The organism is Streptosporangium lutulentum (genome assembly GCF_030811455.1).
Taxonomy (GTDB): domain Bacteria; phylum Actinomycetota; class Actinomycetes; order Streptosporangiales; family Streptosporangiaceae; genus Streptosporangium; species Streptosporangium lutulentum.
Genome location: NZ_JAUSQU010000001.1, coordinates 1,534,696 through 1,550,056 on the forward strand (window position 1 = coordinate 1,534,696; position 15,361 = coordinate 1,550,056).

The window sequence follows — 15,361 nt, forward strand, 5'->3', positions numbered from 1 at the left end:
AGAAGGGTACTTACCTTTCCTGGCAATTCACTGTGTGTTCGATCCAGGTTCCGGCATCGGGCGAGCGACGTTCAGAGAGGTGTGGGCGGTGTATCCTCATCGTCCTGCGGACGGTTGATCTCGCTCTTGAAGACGCGCAGGGAGCGTCCCATCGAACGGGCCATCTCCGGCAGCCTTTTCGCGCCGAAGAGCAATATGAGTACCGCCAGAATGATGAGTATCTCAGGCAGTCCGAGATCGGCCATGGATGGGTCTCCTGTCTTTGATCCGCGTGCGCGCGGGCGCCTGGGCGGCTCCGCGGGCACATGGCGGAGGACCCTTCGTGATCGGAGGGTCCGCGCGGCGGGGGGAGCGAGGCCTTGGGCGAAGTTTATTCATCGCCGGTATGGAGAATGTAAGGACTTCGCAAAGCATCGGTTGCCGCAATGCCCGGCGAGGGCTTCGGGCCGAGGGTGTCGCGGCGCTTACGGGCTTTCGTCTCGCCGGATCGGGCTCGTCCCGGTCGACGGGTGGATTCCGTGCCGATCTTTTCCGGCGCCGCGGGGTCGCGCGGGGCGGTTTGATATCGATCTTGCGCTGGGGCCGCTGAGGCTGCCGGGGCTGCGGTGATGCGCTGCCCGCCGTCAGGATGCGAGGCCTCCCGCCTCGTCCGGCGCGCCGTTCGCGGAGGTGAGCGGAGGTGATCCGGCCCTCGGGGCCGCGTCCTCGGCCCCTTGCCGGCCTCTGCCGGCCGACGAAGCGTCAGGAAATCCGGCGATCAAGGACCGGTGTGCAGGAGAAAGGCGCCCAACCTGTGCTCCGCAGGAGGGAAATGGCCTTTCTCGGACTTCTTTGACGAGTTCAATGAAAGCTCTTATGTGAATGTCGTGAAAATTCGATGGATGAGTGAAATTTGATACCGCCCGGATGATGCTTCATCGGTGCCGGCCTGTTTCGTTTGTGGAAAATCGTACGGAGAGCGGCTGGAGTGTGGCGAGTCTCCGCCGAATCCGCGTAGCCGGTAGGAGATCGCCGGTAAGCGCGGAGGTGGATATGAAAATTGATCACACCTCACAAGCCTTGATCATTTTCATGGTTTTATGAATGAATTGTGGTCCTTGTCACATCCTCTCCGGATTTTGGAGCCTGGAACCAGAATGATGGCATCGCCTAACGGAATCCCCGTCTCCCCGGATCATCGGAGTTCTTTTCCAGCGCGCGCGGAAAGCCGCGTCGTGCCATGGAGACGGCACCGCACGCCGTACAGTGCCCTGCGCGAGGGATCATGTGAATCGGTCAGGCCGGCTGGCACGCACCGGCTCACCGCCAGGGGGTCGTGCGGGATCCGACGACGGATGCCCGGCGTGGGACGCTAGACGGTAACCGCCAGGCTGACGTGGTGTCCCACGTCCTCGGTGCCGGCCGCGTCCAGCACCGCGTCCAGGAGGTGGGGGAAGCGGGCGTCGAAGTCGGCGCGGCGGAGGGTGACGAAGCATCGCGTCCCCTCTTCGCGGGTGCGGGTGATCCCCGCGTTCCGCAGGACCCGCAGATGGTGGCTCAGGGTCGACTTGGCCACCGGTGCCCGCAACTCTCCCCAGCCACGCTCCACGCCGTCGGACAGCAGGCGGACCAGCCCCACCCGGATGGGATCACTGAGGGCCGCCATCACCTCGGTGAGCTTCATCTGGTCGAGGTCGGGGTGATGTTGCGGGTGTTTCATGCCAGCCATGATACGTCGTTCGACGTTTGGCGAACGCTGAGTGACCGTACCGGTCTGTTCGCCGGGGGTGAGCCCGGCACACGTGGTCCGGACCCGATGCCGGCGGGCCGTCGCGGGCGGCTGCCGTCCTCCGCTCCGACGGCCCGATGACCCCGGAGGCCGGCAGGGGAGCGCGCCCGTCACGGCGGGACGACCGGTGGATATTCGATCGCGATCTCGCAGGGATTGCCCCAGACTGGCGAAATGGGACGTACGGTCAGCGCGCTGGTGACGTGGGACGGGAGGTGTCTCGGGGCCGTCGGACCGTTCCCGGTGAGCGTCCCGTGGTGGTCGGAGGTCGAGCCGGTGGTGGCGCACCTGCGGCAGGCACTCGGAGTGCCGGTGCTGGTGCTGCGCCTGCTGCACGTGCGGGGCGGCGAAGGGGCTCGCGACGGTCATGTGACCTATCACGTCGAAGCACTGGAGCGGCCCGCGCCCGGCCTGCTGGTCGCGGATCCTCCGGATGGCGACGCCTCTCACGCCTGGTTCACCGAGCCGCAGGAGCGGCGCTCGCCGTGGGCTCGAGCGGAGGATCTCCACGAGATCCTCGACTGGGCGTCCGGCACGCTCGAAGCGGCGGGCCGCCCGGTGACCGGGGCGGTCGAGCAGCGCAAAACCTGGAACCTGGCCGGTCTGTTCCGTCTTCCCACGGCCCGGGGGCCGGTGTGGCTGAAGGCCACGCCGGGGTTCGCGGCCGACGAGGCGGGGGTCATCGCGGCGTTCGCCCAGGTGGATCCCGGGCTCGTGCCCGCGCTCGTCGGATCGGGAGAACGGCGGGTGCTGCTGGAGCACGTGCCGGGAGAAGACTGCTGGGACGCCCCCGCGGAGGTCATCGCCGACGGGGTGAACCGCTTCGTCGCGGCGCAGGCCGCGCTCGCCGGGCGTCAGGGCGGGCTTCCGGGCGGATTGCCTGATCGGCGCACGCCCGCCCTCGCCGGCCGGATCCGGGATCTCCTCGACGGCGACGAGGTGAGGGAACTCACCGCGGAGGAGCTGACCGCGGCCCGCGCGCTCGCCCGGCGGTGGCCCGCGCTTGAGGACTGCGGCCTGCCCGACACGATCGTGCACGGCGACTTCCACCCCGGCAACTGGCGCAGCGACGGCGGCCCGCCGGTCATCGTCGACTTCGCGGACGCGTTCTTCGGCAATCCGGTGCTGGACGGATCACGCCTGTGCGACTTCCTGTCCCCGGCCGGGCGGGCGGACGCCACCCGGGACTGGATCGACGCCTGGTCGGCGCAGGTCCCCGGGTGCGACCCGGCCCGCGCCCTCGTCGTCGCCGAACCGCTCGCGCACCTGACCTACGCCGTCCGCTACCAGGAGTTCCTCGACGGCATCGAACCCGACGAACAGATCTACCATCGCGGCGACCCCGTCGCCGAGATCCGCGCCGCGCTCCGGTGCGCACAGGCCTGATCCGGCCCGGAGAGCCCGGCTCCCGTCCCCGCCGGCGCCTCTGGGGATCATGGACGGTCGCCGGGTGGCCTCGCGGATCTCCGATCGGATCAGGGCACGCCGCACAACCGGAGCACCGCCGTGGTCGCGGCGGCCGCGATGACCACCACGGGAAACGGCGCGCGCCGGACCGCGAGAACCCCGCCGACCAGCACGCCGGACGGCCTGGCCCATCCGGCGAAGCCGTTCCCCTCGGTGAGTGAGGCGGTGGCCACCAGGGCGACCAGCAGGACGACCGCGGCGACGGACAGCAGTCGTTGCAGGCGGTCCGGAATGCTCAGCCGGTGCTGGAACATCGGTCCGGCCAGCCGGAGCGCGTAGGTTCCGACGGCCAGCAGGACGATGGCGAGCAGGGACATCAGAGCGCCTCCCGGGTCGGGTCGGTCTTCGCCGCGGCGGTGGCGGGCCGGCCGATCGGCAGGAGACCGGCCAGCGCGAGCAGCACCGGCAGCCCTGCGGGCAGGAACGGCGCGGTCGCGACCGCGACGACCGCGCCGAGCAGGGCCGCGTTGCGGGTGCCGCGATCGGTGAGCGCGGGCAGCACCAGGGCCAGCAGCACGACGGGAAAGGCCGCGTCGAGTCCGAGGGCGTCGGTGTCGCCGAGGATCCCTCCGGCCAGCGCGCCGAGCACGACGGCCAGGTTCCAGATCAGGAACATGGCGAGGCCGCAGATCCAGAACGCGGCGCGGCGCCGCCGCCGGTCGCGCTGGCGCAGGGCGAAGGCCACGGACTCGTCGAGGGTCAGATGCGCGCCCAGCAACCGGGTCCACCACCGTCCGTCGAGCACGTCGGCGACGGCGAAACCGAAGGGGAGCAGGCGGGCGTTGAGCACCAGGCCGGCCACGACCGCGGCGACCGGGCTGCCGCCGGAGAGCACCACGCCCACCGCGGCGAACTGGGCGCTACCGGCGAAGACCAGCAGGGACATGGTGATCGGCACCCAGGGTTGTATGCCGCCGGACACGGCGATCGCGCCGAAGGAAGCACCGACGATCGCGTTGGCGAGACAGATCAGGGCGATGTCGCGGCGCGTGCCGCGATCAAGTGTTCGCCATAGCGAATGCATGTCCATTAGAATGAACACAATGGACATCGTTCGTCAAATCGAACGAATCGGCGTCTGGAGCGAACGCATGGAAGACGAGTCACGAGGCGGGGGCGACCGGTCCTCCCGCGACCTGGCCGCGCTGATCGCGGCGTCGGTCCGCAGGGAGCGCGACCGCGCCGGGCTGTCCCTGACCGAACTGGCCAAACGGGCGGGCATCGCCAAGTCCACGCTGTCCCAGCTGGAATCGGGCGTCGGCAATCCGAGCGTGGAAACCCTGTGGGGACTCGGCGCCGCGCTCGGCGTGCCGTTCAGCCGGCTGGTCGACCCGCCGCGGCCGAACGTGCGGGTGATCCGTGCCGGTGAGGGGCCGGTCACCTACGCGGAGAAGGCCGACTACGCGGCCACGCTGCTGAGCTCCTGCCCGCCCGGCGCCCGGCGGGACATCTACCGGATCGTGGTGCAGCCGGGCGAGCCGCGGATCTCGGAACCGCACATGTCCGGCACGACGGAACACGTGACGCTCGCCACCGGCCGGGCGCTGGTCGGCCCGAACCAGGAGGCGGTCGAGATCGGCCCGGGCGACTACGTCGCCTATCCCGGCGACGTGCCGCACATCTTCAAGGCCCTCGAACCGGACACCGTCGCGGTGATGGTCATGGAGCACATCTGAAAGAAGACCTCGTGTGCCACGGCCGGGATGCCGAGGGGGGCTGTGCCCGGCCCCGGCGCCTTTCCGCGAGCTCGCCGGGTGGAGTGCGCGCCTCCAGTGAGCGGGCGTGTGCGGTGGCGCCTGTTCGCCTGTTCCCTGTTCGCCTGTTCGCCGGCGAGCGGGAGCGGGCCCGGCGCCCCGTGAACGGGTGTGCGCGGTAGCGCCCGCGACCGGTCACGTCGAGGACTGGAACACTCCGGCGCGAGCGGCGGCCAGGGCCGAGGCGGCGGCCCGGTCGGCGACCGCCTCGTCGGCCGGCTCTCCGGTGATGAACAACCGGTAGTACAGCGGCGCGACGGCGACCCTGACCACCTCGACGGCGTCGGTGCCCTCGGGGAGCTCGCCCCGCTCGATCGCGCGGGTGATGAGGACGGCGGACTGCCGGTGGCGGGCGGCGTAGAAAGCGTGCAGCGCCCTCGCGGTGGCCGGGTTGCGTACGGAGGCCGAGACGAACGCGGTCGCGATCGGGCCGGCGTCGGGATCGGCGAAGCCGGTCACCACCAGGCGGGTGAGCTCTCGCAGGTCGCCTTCGACGGTGCCGGTGTCGGGAATCGGCCAGGGCTCGCCGCCGGCCAGGTCCAGTGCGTCGGCGGCAAGCCCCTCCACGCTGCCCCAGCGCCGGTAGACCGTGGTCTTGTGCACGCCGGAGCGCAACGCGATCCCCTCCACGGTCAGACCGTCGTACCCCTTCTCCGCCAGCTCGGCGAGGGTGGCCGCGCGTACGGCTTCGCGGGTCCGCGCGGTGCGCCCGCCGGGCCGGGCACTCCCGGGAGTAGTCACTGCCGCCTCCAGTTGCATGAGCCTCATCCCATCCTGCATACTCGCACTAACGCTACTTTGTAGCATTAAATCGAGGGAGTGAACAGCCATGGACCGTTCGCCGAGCATCGCGACAACCCGTCCGCCCCATGTTTCGGAGTCCTGTTTTGCCTACTCAACTGACCCTGCGGGGAACCTGTAAGTCCTACGGTGACCGCCTGGTCCTCGACCAGGTCTCTTTCTCCGTACGGCCCGGCGAGCGCGTGGGGATCGTCGGAGAGAACGGCTGTGGCAAGTCCACGCTACTGCGACTGATCGCCGGCATCGAGAAGGCCGATGACGGCGAGATCACCGTCGCCGCCGGCGGTGGAGTCGGCCACCTCGGACAGACCCTCGGCCTGCCCGCCGACCACACCGTCCAGCACGCCGTCGACGCGGCCCTCGCCGAACTGCGCGCGATGGAGACCCGGATGCGGGAACTGGAGGCCGACCTCACCGAGGACCGGCTGGCCGAATACGGCGACCTGCTCAGCGTCTACGAGGCGCGCGACGGCTACGGGGCCGACGCCCGCGTCGACAAGGCGCTGCACGGCCTCGGCCTCGCGCACATCGACCGCGACCGTAGGCTCGGCAGCCTGTCCGGAGGCGAACAGGCCAGGCTCGGCCTGGCCTGCCTGCTGGCCGCCTCGCCGGAGATCATGCTGCTCGACGAGCCCACCAACCACCTCGACGCCTCCTCCATGGACTGGCTGGAGGAGCGGCTGCGGGCACACACCGGTACGGTCCTCGCGGTCTCGCACGACAGGTTCTTCCTGACGCGGGTCGCCACCTCGATCCTGGACGTCGAGGGCGGGGCGGTCACCCGGTTCGGCGGCGGCTACGCCGGTTTCCTGACCGAGCGGGCCGCGGCCCGGCAGCGCTGGGAGCAGGCCTACGCCGACTGGCGCGAGGAGATCGGGCAGGTCGAGGCGTTCGCGGCGACCACCGCGCATCGCGTCGCCCACGGCCGGGACATCAAGGACCGCAACAAGATGGCCTACGACCGCAACGCCGGCCGGGTGCAGAGCTCGATCGCCGGACGGGTCCGCCAGGCGGCCGAGCGCCTGCGGCGCCTCCAGGGCAACCCCGTGCCCAGGCCGCCGGAGCCCTTGCGTTTCTCGGGCCTCTTCGACGAGGGCACGGCGGACGGCACCCTGGTCGAGCTGCGCGATGTCCGGGTCGGCGACCGTCTCACCGTCGACGCCTTCACCGTCGAGCCGGGCCGGCGTTTGCTGGTCCGCGGCCCCAACGGCGCGGGAAAATCCACCTTCCTGCGGATCCTGGCCGGTGACCTCGAACCCGGCCGCGGCGTCGTACGGCGCCGCGGCCGGATCGGCTACCTGTCGCAGGAGTCGGTTTTCGCCAGGCCCGAGCAGACGGTCCTCAAGGCCTTCGCCGAGAGCCGGGCGGGCTACCTCGAAGAGCACCGCGCACGGCTGTTGTCCCTGGGCCTGTTGCGGGCCGACAGTCTCGGCACACCGGTCGGAGCGCTCTCGATCGGCCAGCGCCGGCGCCTCGCCCTGGCCCGGCTGCTGACGGGCGAGGCCGACCTGCTTTTGCTGGACGAGCCGACCAATCACCTTTCGCCCACCCTCGTCGAGGAACTGGAACAGGCCCTCGACGCGTACCGGGGCGCGATCGTCGTCGTCTCCCATGACCGGGCGCTGCGCGGCGGATTCACCGGAACCGAGATCGAGATACGCGACGGCCGGCTCGTCGCCGACCGGCTTTCGAAGGAGAACTGAATGACTGTTTCGATCAAGGAATTTCCGGTCTCCGGCCCCGAAGCGGGCCCGTACGGCATCACCGCCGGGCCCGACGGGGCACTGTGGTTCACGGTGGTTCACCACGGTCGGATCGCCCGGATCACGGTCGACGGAGATCTCACCTCGTACCAGCTTGAGCCGGCGTCCGGGCCGACGATCATCACCGCCGGTCCCGACGACGCGCTGTGGTTCACCCAGTACCGGAACCACGAGATCGGCCGTATCACCACGGGCGGCGACATCGGCTCCTTCTCCCTGCCGACGCCGGAGTCCGGGCCGTTCGGGATCACGGCGGGTCCTGACGGCGCGCTGTGGTTCACCGAGACCAACGCCAACCAGATCGGCCGCATCACGACCGACGGCACGGTCACCGAGTTCCCCCTCCCGGTCCCGGGAGCGTTTCCCAGCGCGATCGCCGCCGGATCCGACGGCGGGTTGTGGTTCACGATGAACGCGGCCGACGCCGTCGGCAGGATCGGCGTGAACGGCGAGATCGCGATCCACCGGCTGCCGACCGCCGGTTCCGCCCCGGTGGGCATCACCGCCGGGGCGGACGGCGCGATGTGGTTCGTCGAGATCGGAGCAGGCCAGATCGGGCGGATCCAACCGGACGGGAGTATCAAGGAGTTCCCGCTCCCCGATCGCGGCGCGCGGCCCCACGCCATCGCCGTCGACGCGTACGGTGACTGCTGGTTCACCGAGTGGGGCGCCAACCGTGTCGGCCGGATCACCCCGGCGGGTCTGATCGATGAGCACGAGCTGCCGGTCCCGTCGTCGGAGCCGCACGGCATCGTCGCCGGGCCGGACGGCGCGCTGTGGGTGGCACTTGAGATCGGCGCACTCGCCCGGATCACACCGGAGACCTCGCGATGACGAGGCGGGTCAAGGCGTGCCGCCAGAGGTCGGGGGCCGGTGAACCCGCTGGTCACCATGGTCGATGAGACGCCGGGCGGGCCTGCCGGACCGCCCGGCGCGGACGCCGGTGGTCAGCCGGCGACGAGGTCGAACTGCTCCCACGGGCCGATCGCGTCGCGGTTGGCGACGAGCGGCTGAGCCCCGGCGCCCTCGGCGCACACGTACTTGCCGTTGACCTGCGCCCGGAGGCTGACCGACCCGTTGGGGTTGGTGACCAGCTGGAAGGTCTCCCACGCCCCGGCCGAGGGGCGGTTGGCGATCAGCGGTTGCGCCCCGGCGCCCTCGGCGCACACGAACTGGTTGTTGACCCTCGCCCGCAGCCCCACGTTGCCGTTGCCCAGGTCGACGCGCTCGAACTGCTGCGCGGTCCCGGCGGACGTCCCGTTCGCGATCAGCGGCGAGCCGGTGGCGGCGGTGACGTAACGGCTGTTGGCCCTGGAGCGCAAGGTGATCACCGCGGTCGACGACGCCGACGTGGTCACGCTCACGGCGTTCGACGCGCCGGAGGTGTTGCCGGCCGCGTCGCGCGCGACGACGGTGAAGCCGTACGCCGTCGCCGGGGTCAGGCCGGTCACCGTGTACGGCGTGTTCGGGGCGGTGGCCACGACCGTGCCGCCGCGGAGCACCTGGTAGCCGGCCACTCCCACGTTGTCGGTGGAGGCCGACCACGACAGCGTCACGGTGGTGGCCGTCTTCGCCGTCACGGCGAGGTTGCCCGGCACCGTCGGCGCCTGCCTGTCACCCCCGCTGGAGACCACGGGCGGGGTGGGGCGGGTGGCGGTGAGGGCGATCTGGCCCTTGAGCATCCTGCCGCCGTCGCCGGTCAGGCGCAGGTAGTAGTCGGCCGAGCAGGCGGTGCCGTCCTCGTCGAGGGCGAGCATGCCGGAGTCGGCCGGGACGTCGGCGAGGGTTTCGGCGGTCTTGGCGATCTGGTTGCCCTCGTTGTACTCGTCGAACATGGAGATGTAGATGCCCTGCGCGCCGACGCGGACCATGTTGTAGAACTGGCGCCACATGAAGTCGCCGTGGCGGCGCTGGCGGGTGGTGACGTCGCCGGGCAGCACACACGGCTGGTAGTCGATGCCGTGGGCGTCGCAGTCGGCCTGGTCGGGCAGGTTGACGTTGGTGTAGAAGTGGTCGACGTCGGCGATGGTGCCGATGCGGCCGACCATCCAGGGGGAGATCATGTGGAAGGCGTGGTAGACCTCCAGGAAGCCGGGGCGTGAATCCTCCACGCCGCGGCGCCAGTGGGTGGGCACGCCGCCCATGACGTAGCAGCCCTGGTCCTTGAACCAGTTGACGACCTCCAGGCAGGGGGCCGGGGCCCAGGGGCGTTTGGGGTCGTTGAAGCCGAAGCCCCAGATGCCGACGACGGGCTTGCCGTTCTGCATGGCGTAGGCCGGTGAGGCGGTGTGGGCCTTCATCTTGTTGAGCCAGTCGGTTTTGATCTCCGGCTGCATGTTGGTCCAGTCGGTGACGTCGTACATGATGTAGTACTTGCGGCCGTTGGCCTCGGCGGCGGTGCGGACCTTGGCGGCCATGGCGTCGCGGGTGGGGCCTTCGCCGCCCATGGGGTTGAAGCGTTGCAGGGCGGCGGTGTCGATGTTGTTCTCGCGCATCCAGCGGAAATGGGTGTCGACGGTCTGCTGGTCGTAGGAGGAGAACAGGGTGGCGGGCCGGCCGTCGTTGAGGTCGGCGTAGGCGGTGGGGTAGGTGTTGGTGTACTCGCGCGTGTCGGGCCAGGCGACGATGGTGTTGTTGGAGGGGGAGGGGCTTTGGGCCATGTTGCCGCTCCAGTGCCACCAGCCGTTGATCGGGGCGTTGTCGCCCTTGCAGGCGAACCAGCCCTGGTAGCCGACGGTGATCTTCCCGACCACGTCCCCGACGGGGCTGTCGGCGCGGGCGGCGCTGTTCAACGCGGTCAGTAGCTGCGACGACGACACCGCGGCGAGAGCGGACCCGGACATCACGGAGGCCATGAACCTCCGGCGCGAGACGGCCACGTGAACTCCTTCGGATAGAGCGACTGTTCGGGCGCGCCTTGGAGGTGGAGCCGGCGGAGCCGGCACGCTCGATCGGCGGCCGTCGCCGATCACGATCGGAGACGGCACTGCTGGACGACGAGCGACCGTCGCGTCGACGGGAAGAGTCCCGGGCCCGTTCCTTCCGGATCAGACCTCATGTCGACAGAACGCCACCAAAGGCGCGAAGCGATATGTGTCATGACTGGCGTAACATCGGACCGCTTGCCGTCATCCTGACAGGATCCGATATGTAAACGCAACACATACAAGACGTTCCGGAAATATCCGATTGATTTTGAGAAAGAACGTGCAGTTCACGGCCTGGAAATGGATCGGTCCATGAAGGCGGGGGCCATTCGCCATCGGGACGGCGGCACCCATTCATCGGATCTCTTTCCGCAGTTCGCGGGGTCGAGAGGAATGGAGAGCGGACCGCGGAGAGGCTCACGTATGTCCCGCACCCACCCGGCGGCGGCCGGTCGTCACGCCGTCGTTCACGTCAGCCGGCGGCCACGGTGTCGTCCGCCGAGCGCCGTACGCGGACGTAGGTGCGGTCGTCGAAACTGACCGTCCCCGGGGTCAGTCCCTTGGTCGAGGGATGCGCGCCGATGCGCATCGGGTCCGCGCGAAGGGACGCCGCGAGCTCGTCCTCGGCATGCCGGAGGCGCTCGGCCGCCGACAGGTATCCGTCGGAGGCCAGGGCGACCTCGAGCACCTCGTGGTCAAGGGGGAAGACCTCGACGAACCGGTCCGGGACCCGGCGCCCGTCCAGCACCCCGAACCCCAGCGGGCCGGCCTCCTCCCGGTTGGCCAGAACGCTCTGGCGCCGCAGCACGGGCAGCACGAGCTCGCGCCCCGGATCCTCCCGTGCCAGCTCGGCCACGGAACGCCCTTCGGCCAGCAGACAGTGCAGGTACGCGGCCCGGGCCCCGGCCAGCACCCGGTCGATCGCCTTGTCGCCCCGATGATGCTCCCAGCCGCCGGCGCGGCCGATGGCCAGATGCACGTCCCCGACCCGCCAGACCAGCCGACGGCGGGGCAGCAGGACCGCGGCGACCGCGGACGGGGCGAGCGGGTCGTCCTCGGAGACACCCCACTCGCGGCGCAGCCGCGCCAGACCGGCGGTGACGGCGGCGACCGCCGCCGCGGGGCCGGTGTCCGCCGGCAGGCTCCGCAGGCTCGCCGCGACGCGCTCGGCCGCCAGAGCGCCTCCGCTCAGGCCGCCGTAGGTGCGTCCGGACTTGTCGGTGGCTCCGTCGATGACGCCCACGCAGCGGAGGCCCAGGTCGTCTTCGACCGTCACCAGCAGGTCCTCGCCGCGGCCGGCGCCTTTGGGCACATGAGCCCGTTCGGCGATCACCCACTCGCTCACCGGCCCTCCCGACCTCGGCTGGGCTCGTCGGGGGAGCGCCCGGCCGGTCGCCCAACCCTACCCACGGCCGCGGCGAGGTCCGGCCGGGTGCCCGATCAGCCGTCGGCGCCCGGCGTGAGCAGGCCGGTCTCGTACGCCGCCGCGACCGCGGCCGCCCGGTCGTTCACCCCGAGCTTGGCGAAGAGATGCAGCAGATGCGTCTTCACCGTCGCCTCGGTGACGAACAGCTTCGCCGCGACCTCACGATTGGTCGCGCCGCGGGCGATGAGCCCGAGCACCTCGAGCTCCCTGCGGCTCAGCGTCCGCCGTTCCGGCGTGCGGGCCCTGTGCGTCAGCACGCCGGCGACCGAGGGGGACAGCACCGTCTCACCGCGGGCCGCGGCCCGTACGGCACGGCGCAGCTCGGCGCGCGGGGTGTCCTTGAGTAGATAGCCGGTGGCGCCCTGCTCGATCGCGGGCAGGACGTCGGCGTCGTCGTAGAAGGTGGTCAGGACCAGCACGTGAATGCCGGGCGCCTGCTCGCGCAGCCGGCGGATGACCTCCGCGCCGCTCATCTTCGGCATGCGCAGGTCCATGAGCACGACATCGGGGTCGGTCAGCCGGGCCACGGCGAGCGCCTCCGGCCCGTCGGCCGCCTCACCGACGACCTCGAAGTCCTCGTCGCCGGTGAAGATCCCGCGTAACCCGTCGCGGACGACGGGATGGTCGTCCACGATGATCATACGAATCGGCATGTCTCACGACGCGTTTCTGCGGCGGTCGGACGAATCCGGAGCCGAGTCGGCGGGAATGGCGGGAACGGTGGCGGAGATCCCCGTTCCCTGGCCGGGGGCCGTCTCGATCACGAACTCGCCGGCCAGCCGGGTGACCCGCTGACGCATCGCGATGAGACCGAAGCCGCCCTCGTCCGGGGAGTTCGTCACCCCGGGGGTGAAGCCGGACCCGTCGTCACGCACATCCAGTATCACGACATCCTCCATGTACGACAGGGTGAGGCCGACGCGGGTGGCCGAGGCGTGCCTGCCGACGTTGGCCAGCGCCTCCTGCGCCACCCTCAACAGGGTGATCTCCACCTCGGTGTGCAGCGGCAGAGGGTCGCCGGTGACCGACACGCCGGCGGGCACGCCGGTGGTCTGTGACCACTTCTCCGCGATGTCGTGGAGGGCGGCGGAGAGCTGGGCCTCGTCCAGCGGCGCCGGACGCAACGCCTGAACCGACCGCCGGGTTTCGTTCAGGCTCTCCCTGGCCAGGGCGCGCACCGTGTTCAGCCGCGAGCGGGCGGCGGGCGCGTCGTCGATCGCGTCGTCGGCGGCTTCGAGCTGGGTGAGGATGGCGGTCAGGCTCTGCGCGACGGTGTCGTGGATCTCCCTGGCCATCCGTTGCCGTTCTCCGAGCACGCCGGCCTCGCGCGCGCTCGTCAGGAGCCGGGCCTGCAGGGCCGCGTTCTCCTCCGCGAGCGCGGCCAGCCTGGCGCCGGTCTTCCGCAACTGGACGATCATCACCCGGCGTTGGTCGTTCTGGTCGGAGATGGTCCGGGTCAGCAGGCCGGCGGTGGAGGCGATCAGCACCGCGACGAGGAAGGAGTAGAGCATCTCGTCCGGGGTCCGCCCGGGGCGGGAGGGGACGGTGACCAGCACGCCGGCCGTCGCCGCCACGCCCGCGTACGCCCACCACCCGGGCAGCAGGGTGAAGGCCTGGATGAACGCCGCCACCCCTGTCACCGTGAACAGCGGGTCGACGGCGACCAGCGCCCCGGTGACGGCGAGCATCACGACGAAGTAGACGATCATCGCCGTCGGCCGCTCGGTCCAGGCAGGGTGCGACGTGACCATGAACCAGTGCCAGGCTCCGGCGAGCAGCGCCAGGGCCAGCACCTCCGGCCTCCAGTCCCGTAGCAGGACGAAGACCGTCGGAAGCAGGACGAACAGGTACGGCAGGGCGGGCCCGGCGCGATCCCAGCGGGAGGCGCCGAGGTCGGTGGTCACCACCGGAACGCCTTGACGGCCACGCCGCCGGCGATGATGAATATCGCCACCATGATTCCCAGGGTAACCGGGGAGATCGCATCGCCCTTCCACGCGCCGCGCATCGCCTCGACCACGGGGGCCATGGGGGTCAGGTCGCCGATGGCACGCATCGAGCCGGACATGGTCTCGCGGGGGATCATGGCACCGGAGAGGAAGACCATCGGAAAGAACACGCTCAGCCCGATCACGGTCGCGGTGCGCCCGCTGGGGACGAGCGCGCCGATGAGGAGGCCGATGGCGCCGAGGCTCAGCGCGCCGAGCGTCCACGCGAGGAGAACGCCCGCCGCGCTGGCGGGCGCCGACAGATCGAGGGCGGCCAGGCCGATGACGATCAGCAACGCCGTTCCGAGCGCGGCCAGCAGCATGTGGGCGGTCCACTGGGCGCCGAACAGCATGGTGGGTGAGGCGGGAGTGGCACGCAGCCGTTTGAGGATCCGGCGTTCCCTGTACTGGGCCAGCGTGGCCGGAAGGACGACCAGCCCGGCCAGGCCGATGACGAAGACGCTCAGCATCGGCACCGTGGCGTCGATGACCGGCAGCCCGCCGGGGAGGGTTTTCCCGGTACGGGTCTTGACCCACAGCATGATCGCGGGGAAGGCCAGGGCGAAGAACCCCGACATCGGATCACGCACGATCAGTTTCAGCTCGACCCCGATGACGTTCGCGACACCCTTCACGCCGTTTCCCTTCCGGTCAGAGCGAAGAACGCGTTGTCCAGCGAATCGGACTTCGCCCGCCTGATCAGCTCGTCCGGGCTGCCCTCGGCGACGACGCGGCCCCTGTCGATGATCGCGATGCGGTCGCACAGGGCCTCGGCCTCGTCCATGAAATGGGTGACCAGCACGACGGTGACCCCGCGCTCACGCATGGTGCGGACCAGCCCCCAGGTGGTGCGGCGGGCGGAGGGGTCCAGGCCCGTGGTCAGCTCGTCGAGGAAGACGACCTCCGGGTCCCCGACCAGTGCGAGGGCGATGAACAGCCGCTGCTTCCAGCCGCCGGACAGGCTCGCGAACCCGGCGCGCCTCTTGTCCGTCAGCCCCCACTCGTCCATGAGTTCCCGCCAGTCGGCGGGCTTGTCGTAGAAGGAGGCGTACATCCGCAACGCCTCACCGACCTTGATCGCGTCGGGCAGCGCCGCCTCCTGAAGCTGGACCCCGATGCGCTGCAGCAACTCGCGCCGGTCGCTCTGCGGGTCCAGGCCCAGCACCCGCAGGGTGCCGCCGTCTCGCCGCCGCAACCCCGACGCGCACTCCACGACGGTGGTCTTCCCCGCTCCGTTGGGGCCGGCGATTCCGAAGATCTCGCCTCGCTCCACCCTCAGGGAGACGCCGTCCACGGCCTTGCCGGACCGGTAGCTCTTGCTCAGGTCGTTGATCTCGATGACTGCCATGTTCCGAGAATCGCCGGTGGGCGGCGCTCTCGAAATCCACCGAACGGTTGATGGGGACCGGCCTCCATACGGGGCTCCCCGATGACCTGGTGGCGAGGAGAACGCTCCGAACGTCGTGA

At 70.3% G+C, this 15,361-nt stretch carries 15 protein-coding genes; 4 read left to right on the forward strand and 11 right to left on the reverse strand.

From position 1 onward, the window contains the following. Positions 1–71: 71 nt before the first annotated feature. The gene (gene tatA, locus J2853_RS06380) at positions 72–245 is read right to left on the reverse strand and encodes a Sec-independent protein translocase subunit TatA (RefSeq protein ID WP_307555932.1); all 174 of its coding nucleotides are present in this window, start codon (positions 243–245) and stop codon (positions 72–74) included. 1,106 nt (positions 246–1,351) lie between these two features. Continuing rightward, positions 1,352–1,708, reverse strand: a complete 357-nt coding sequence (locus J2853_RS06385) for an ArsR/SmtB family transcription factor (protein ID WP_370879199.1) — start codon at positions 1,706–1,708, stop codon at positions 1,352–1,354. 234 nt (positions 1,709–1,942) lie between these two features. On the opposite strand from J2853_RS06385, the gene J2853_RS06390 reads away from it, so the two are divergent. Next, positions 1,943–3,154, forward strand: coding sequence for an aminoglycoside phosphotransferase family protein (locus tag J2853_RS06390; protein WP_307555937.1), 1,212 nt, complete (start codon positions 1,943–1,945; stop codon positions 3,152–3,154). 89 nt (positions 3,155–3,243) lie between these two features. On the opposite strand, the gene J2853_RS06395 is transcribed toward J2853_RS06390, so the two are convergent. Together J2853_RS06395 and J2853_RS06400 are read right to left on the reverse strand one after the other, a co-directional pair. After that, a complete protein-coding gene (locus tag J2853_RS06395) occupies positions 3,244–3,552 on the reverse strand; it encodes an AzlD domain-containing protein (RefSeq protein ID WP_307555939.1) in 309 nt (102 codons plus the stop codon). After that, positions 3,552–4,259, reverse strand: a complete 708-nt coding sequence (locus J2853_RS06400) for an AzlC family ABC transporter permease (protein ID WP_307555941.1) — start codon at positions 4,257–4,259, stop codon at positions 3,552–3,554. Before J2853_RS06400 ends, J2853_RS06395 begins: the two co-directional genes overlap by 1 nt. 19 nt (positions 4,260–4,278) lie before the next feature. Here J2853_RS06400 and J2853_RS06405 point away from each other — a divergent pair, with 19 nt between their 5' ends. Then, positions 4,279–4,911, forward strand: coding sequence for a helix-turn-helix domain-containing protein (locus J2853_RS06405; RefSeq protein WP_307555943.1), 633 nt, complete (start codon positions 4,279–4,281; stop codon positions 4,909–4,911). A gap of 213 nt (positions 4,912–5,124) precedes the next feature. On the opposite strand, the gene J2853_RS06410 is transcribed toward J2853_RS06405, so the two are convergent. Next, on the reverse strand, positions 5,125–5,730 hold the full coding sequence (locus J2853_RS06410) for a TetR/AcrR family transcriptional regulator (protein ID WP_307555945.1): 606 nt from the start codon (positions 5,728–5,730) through the stop codon (positions 5,125–5,127). A gap of 128 nt (positions 5,731–5,858) precedes the next feature. Here J2853_RS06410 and abc-f point away from each other — a divergent pair, with 128 nt between their 5' ends. Then, positions 5,859–7,493 (forward strand): ribosomal protection-like ABC-F family protein, encoded by a 1,635-nt coding sequence (abc-f, locus tag J2853_RS06415; RefSeq protein ID WP_417848534.1) that lies wholly within the window; start codon positions 5,859–5,861, stop codon positions 7,491–7,493. Further along, the gene (locus J2853_RS06420; protein ID WP_307555951.1) at positions 7,494–8,387 is read left to right on the forward strand and encodes a Vgb family protein; all 894 of its coding nucleotides are present in this window, start codon (positions 7,494–7,496) and stop codon (positions 8,385–8,387) included. A 113-nt stretch (positions 8,388–8,500) separates the two neighbouring features. Here the strand turns inward: J2853_RS06420 and J2853_RS06425 are convergent, their stop codons facing one another. The 6 genes from J2853_RS06425 to J2853_RS06450 all read right to left on the reverse strand — a co-directional run bounded on the left by J2853_RS06425 (position 8,501) and on the right by J2853_RS06450 (position 15,242). After that, on the reverse strand, positions 8,501–10,432 hold the full coding sequence (locus tag J2853_RS06425) for a fibronectin type III domain-containing protein (protein ID WP_307555953.1): 1,932 nt from the start codon (positions 10,430–10,432) through the stop codon (positions 8,501–8,503). A 520-nt stretch (positions 10,433–10,952) separates the two neighbouring features. Further along, on the reverse strand, positions 10,953–11,825 hold the full coding sequence (locus J2853_RS06430; RefSeq protein WP_307555955.1) for a hypothetical protein: 873 nt from the start codon (positions 11,823–11,825) through the stop codon (positions 10,953–10,955). A 95-nt stretch (positions 11,826–11,920) separates the two neighbouring features. Continuing rightward, positions 11,921–12,547, reverse strand: coding sequence for a response regulator (locus tag J2853_RS06435; protein ID WP_307555956.1), 627 nt, complete (start codon positions 12,545–12,547; stop codon positions 11,921–11,923). A 15-nt stretch (positions 12,548–12,562) separates the two neighbouring features. Next, positions 12,563–13,813 (reverse strand): sensor histidine kinase, encoded by a 1,251-nt coding sequence (locus J2853_RS06440; RefSeq protein WP_307555958.1) that lies wholly within the window; start codon positions 13,811–13,813, stop codon positions 12,563–12,565. Next, positions 13,807–14,529, reverse strand: a complete 723-nt coding sequence (locus J2853_RS06445; RefSeq protein WP_307555960.1) for an ABC transporter permease — start codon at positions 14,527–14,529, stop codon at positions 13,807–13,809. The genes J2853_RS06440 and J2853_RS06445 overlap by 7 nt, the downstream gene beginning before the upstream one ends. Next, positions 14,526–15,242, reverse strand: coding sequence for an ABC transporter ATP-binding protein (locus tag J2853_RS06450; protein ID WP_307555962.1), 717 nt, complete (start codon positions 15,240–15,242; stop codon positions 14,526–14,528). Before J2853_RS06450 ends, J2853_RS06445 begins: the two co-directional genes overlap by 4 nt. Between the last annotated feature and the right edge of the window lie 119 nt (positions 15,243–15,361).

Coding starts and splice junctions, on each gene's coding strand:
- tatA (WP_307555932.1), bottom strand. CDS start 245: ATGGCCGATCTCGGACTGCCTGAGATACTCATCATTCTGGCGGTACTC.
- J2853_RS06385 (WP_370879199.1), bottom strand. CDS start 1,708: ATGGCTGGCATGAAACACCCGCAACATCACCCCGACCTCGACCAGATG.
- J2853_RS06390 (WP_307555937.1), top strand. CDS start 1,943: ATGGGACGTACGGTCAGCGCGCTGGTGACGTGGGACGGGAGGTGTCTC.
- J2853_RS06395 (WP_307555939.1), bottom strand. CDS start 3,552: ATGTCCCTGCTCGCCATCGTCCTGCTGGCCGTCGGAACCTACGCGCTC.
- J2853_RS06400 (WP_307555941.1), bottom strand. CDS start 4,259: ATGCATTCGCTATGGCGAACACTTGATCGCGGCACGCGCCGCGACATC.
- J2853_RS06405 (WP_307555943.1), top strand. CDS start 4,279: ATGGACATCGTTCGTCAAATCGAACGAATCGGCGTCTGGAGCGAACGC.
- abc-f (WP_417848534.1), top strand. CDS start 5,859: ATGTTTCGGAGTCCTGTTTTGCCTACTCAACTGACCCTGCGGGGAACC.
- J2853_RS06420 (WP_307555951.1), top strand. CDS start 7,494: ATGACTGTTTCGATCAAGGAATTTCCGGTCTCCGGCCCCGAAGCGGGC.
- J2853_RS06435 (WP_307555956.1), bottom strand. CDS start 12,547: ATGATCATCGTGGACGACCATCCCGTCGTCCGCGACGGGTTACGCGGG.
- J2853_RS06450 (WP_307555962.1), bottom strand. CDS start 15,242: ATGGCAGTCATCGAGATCAACGACCTGAGCAAGAGCTACCGGTCCGGC.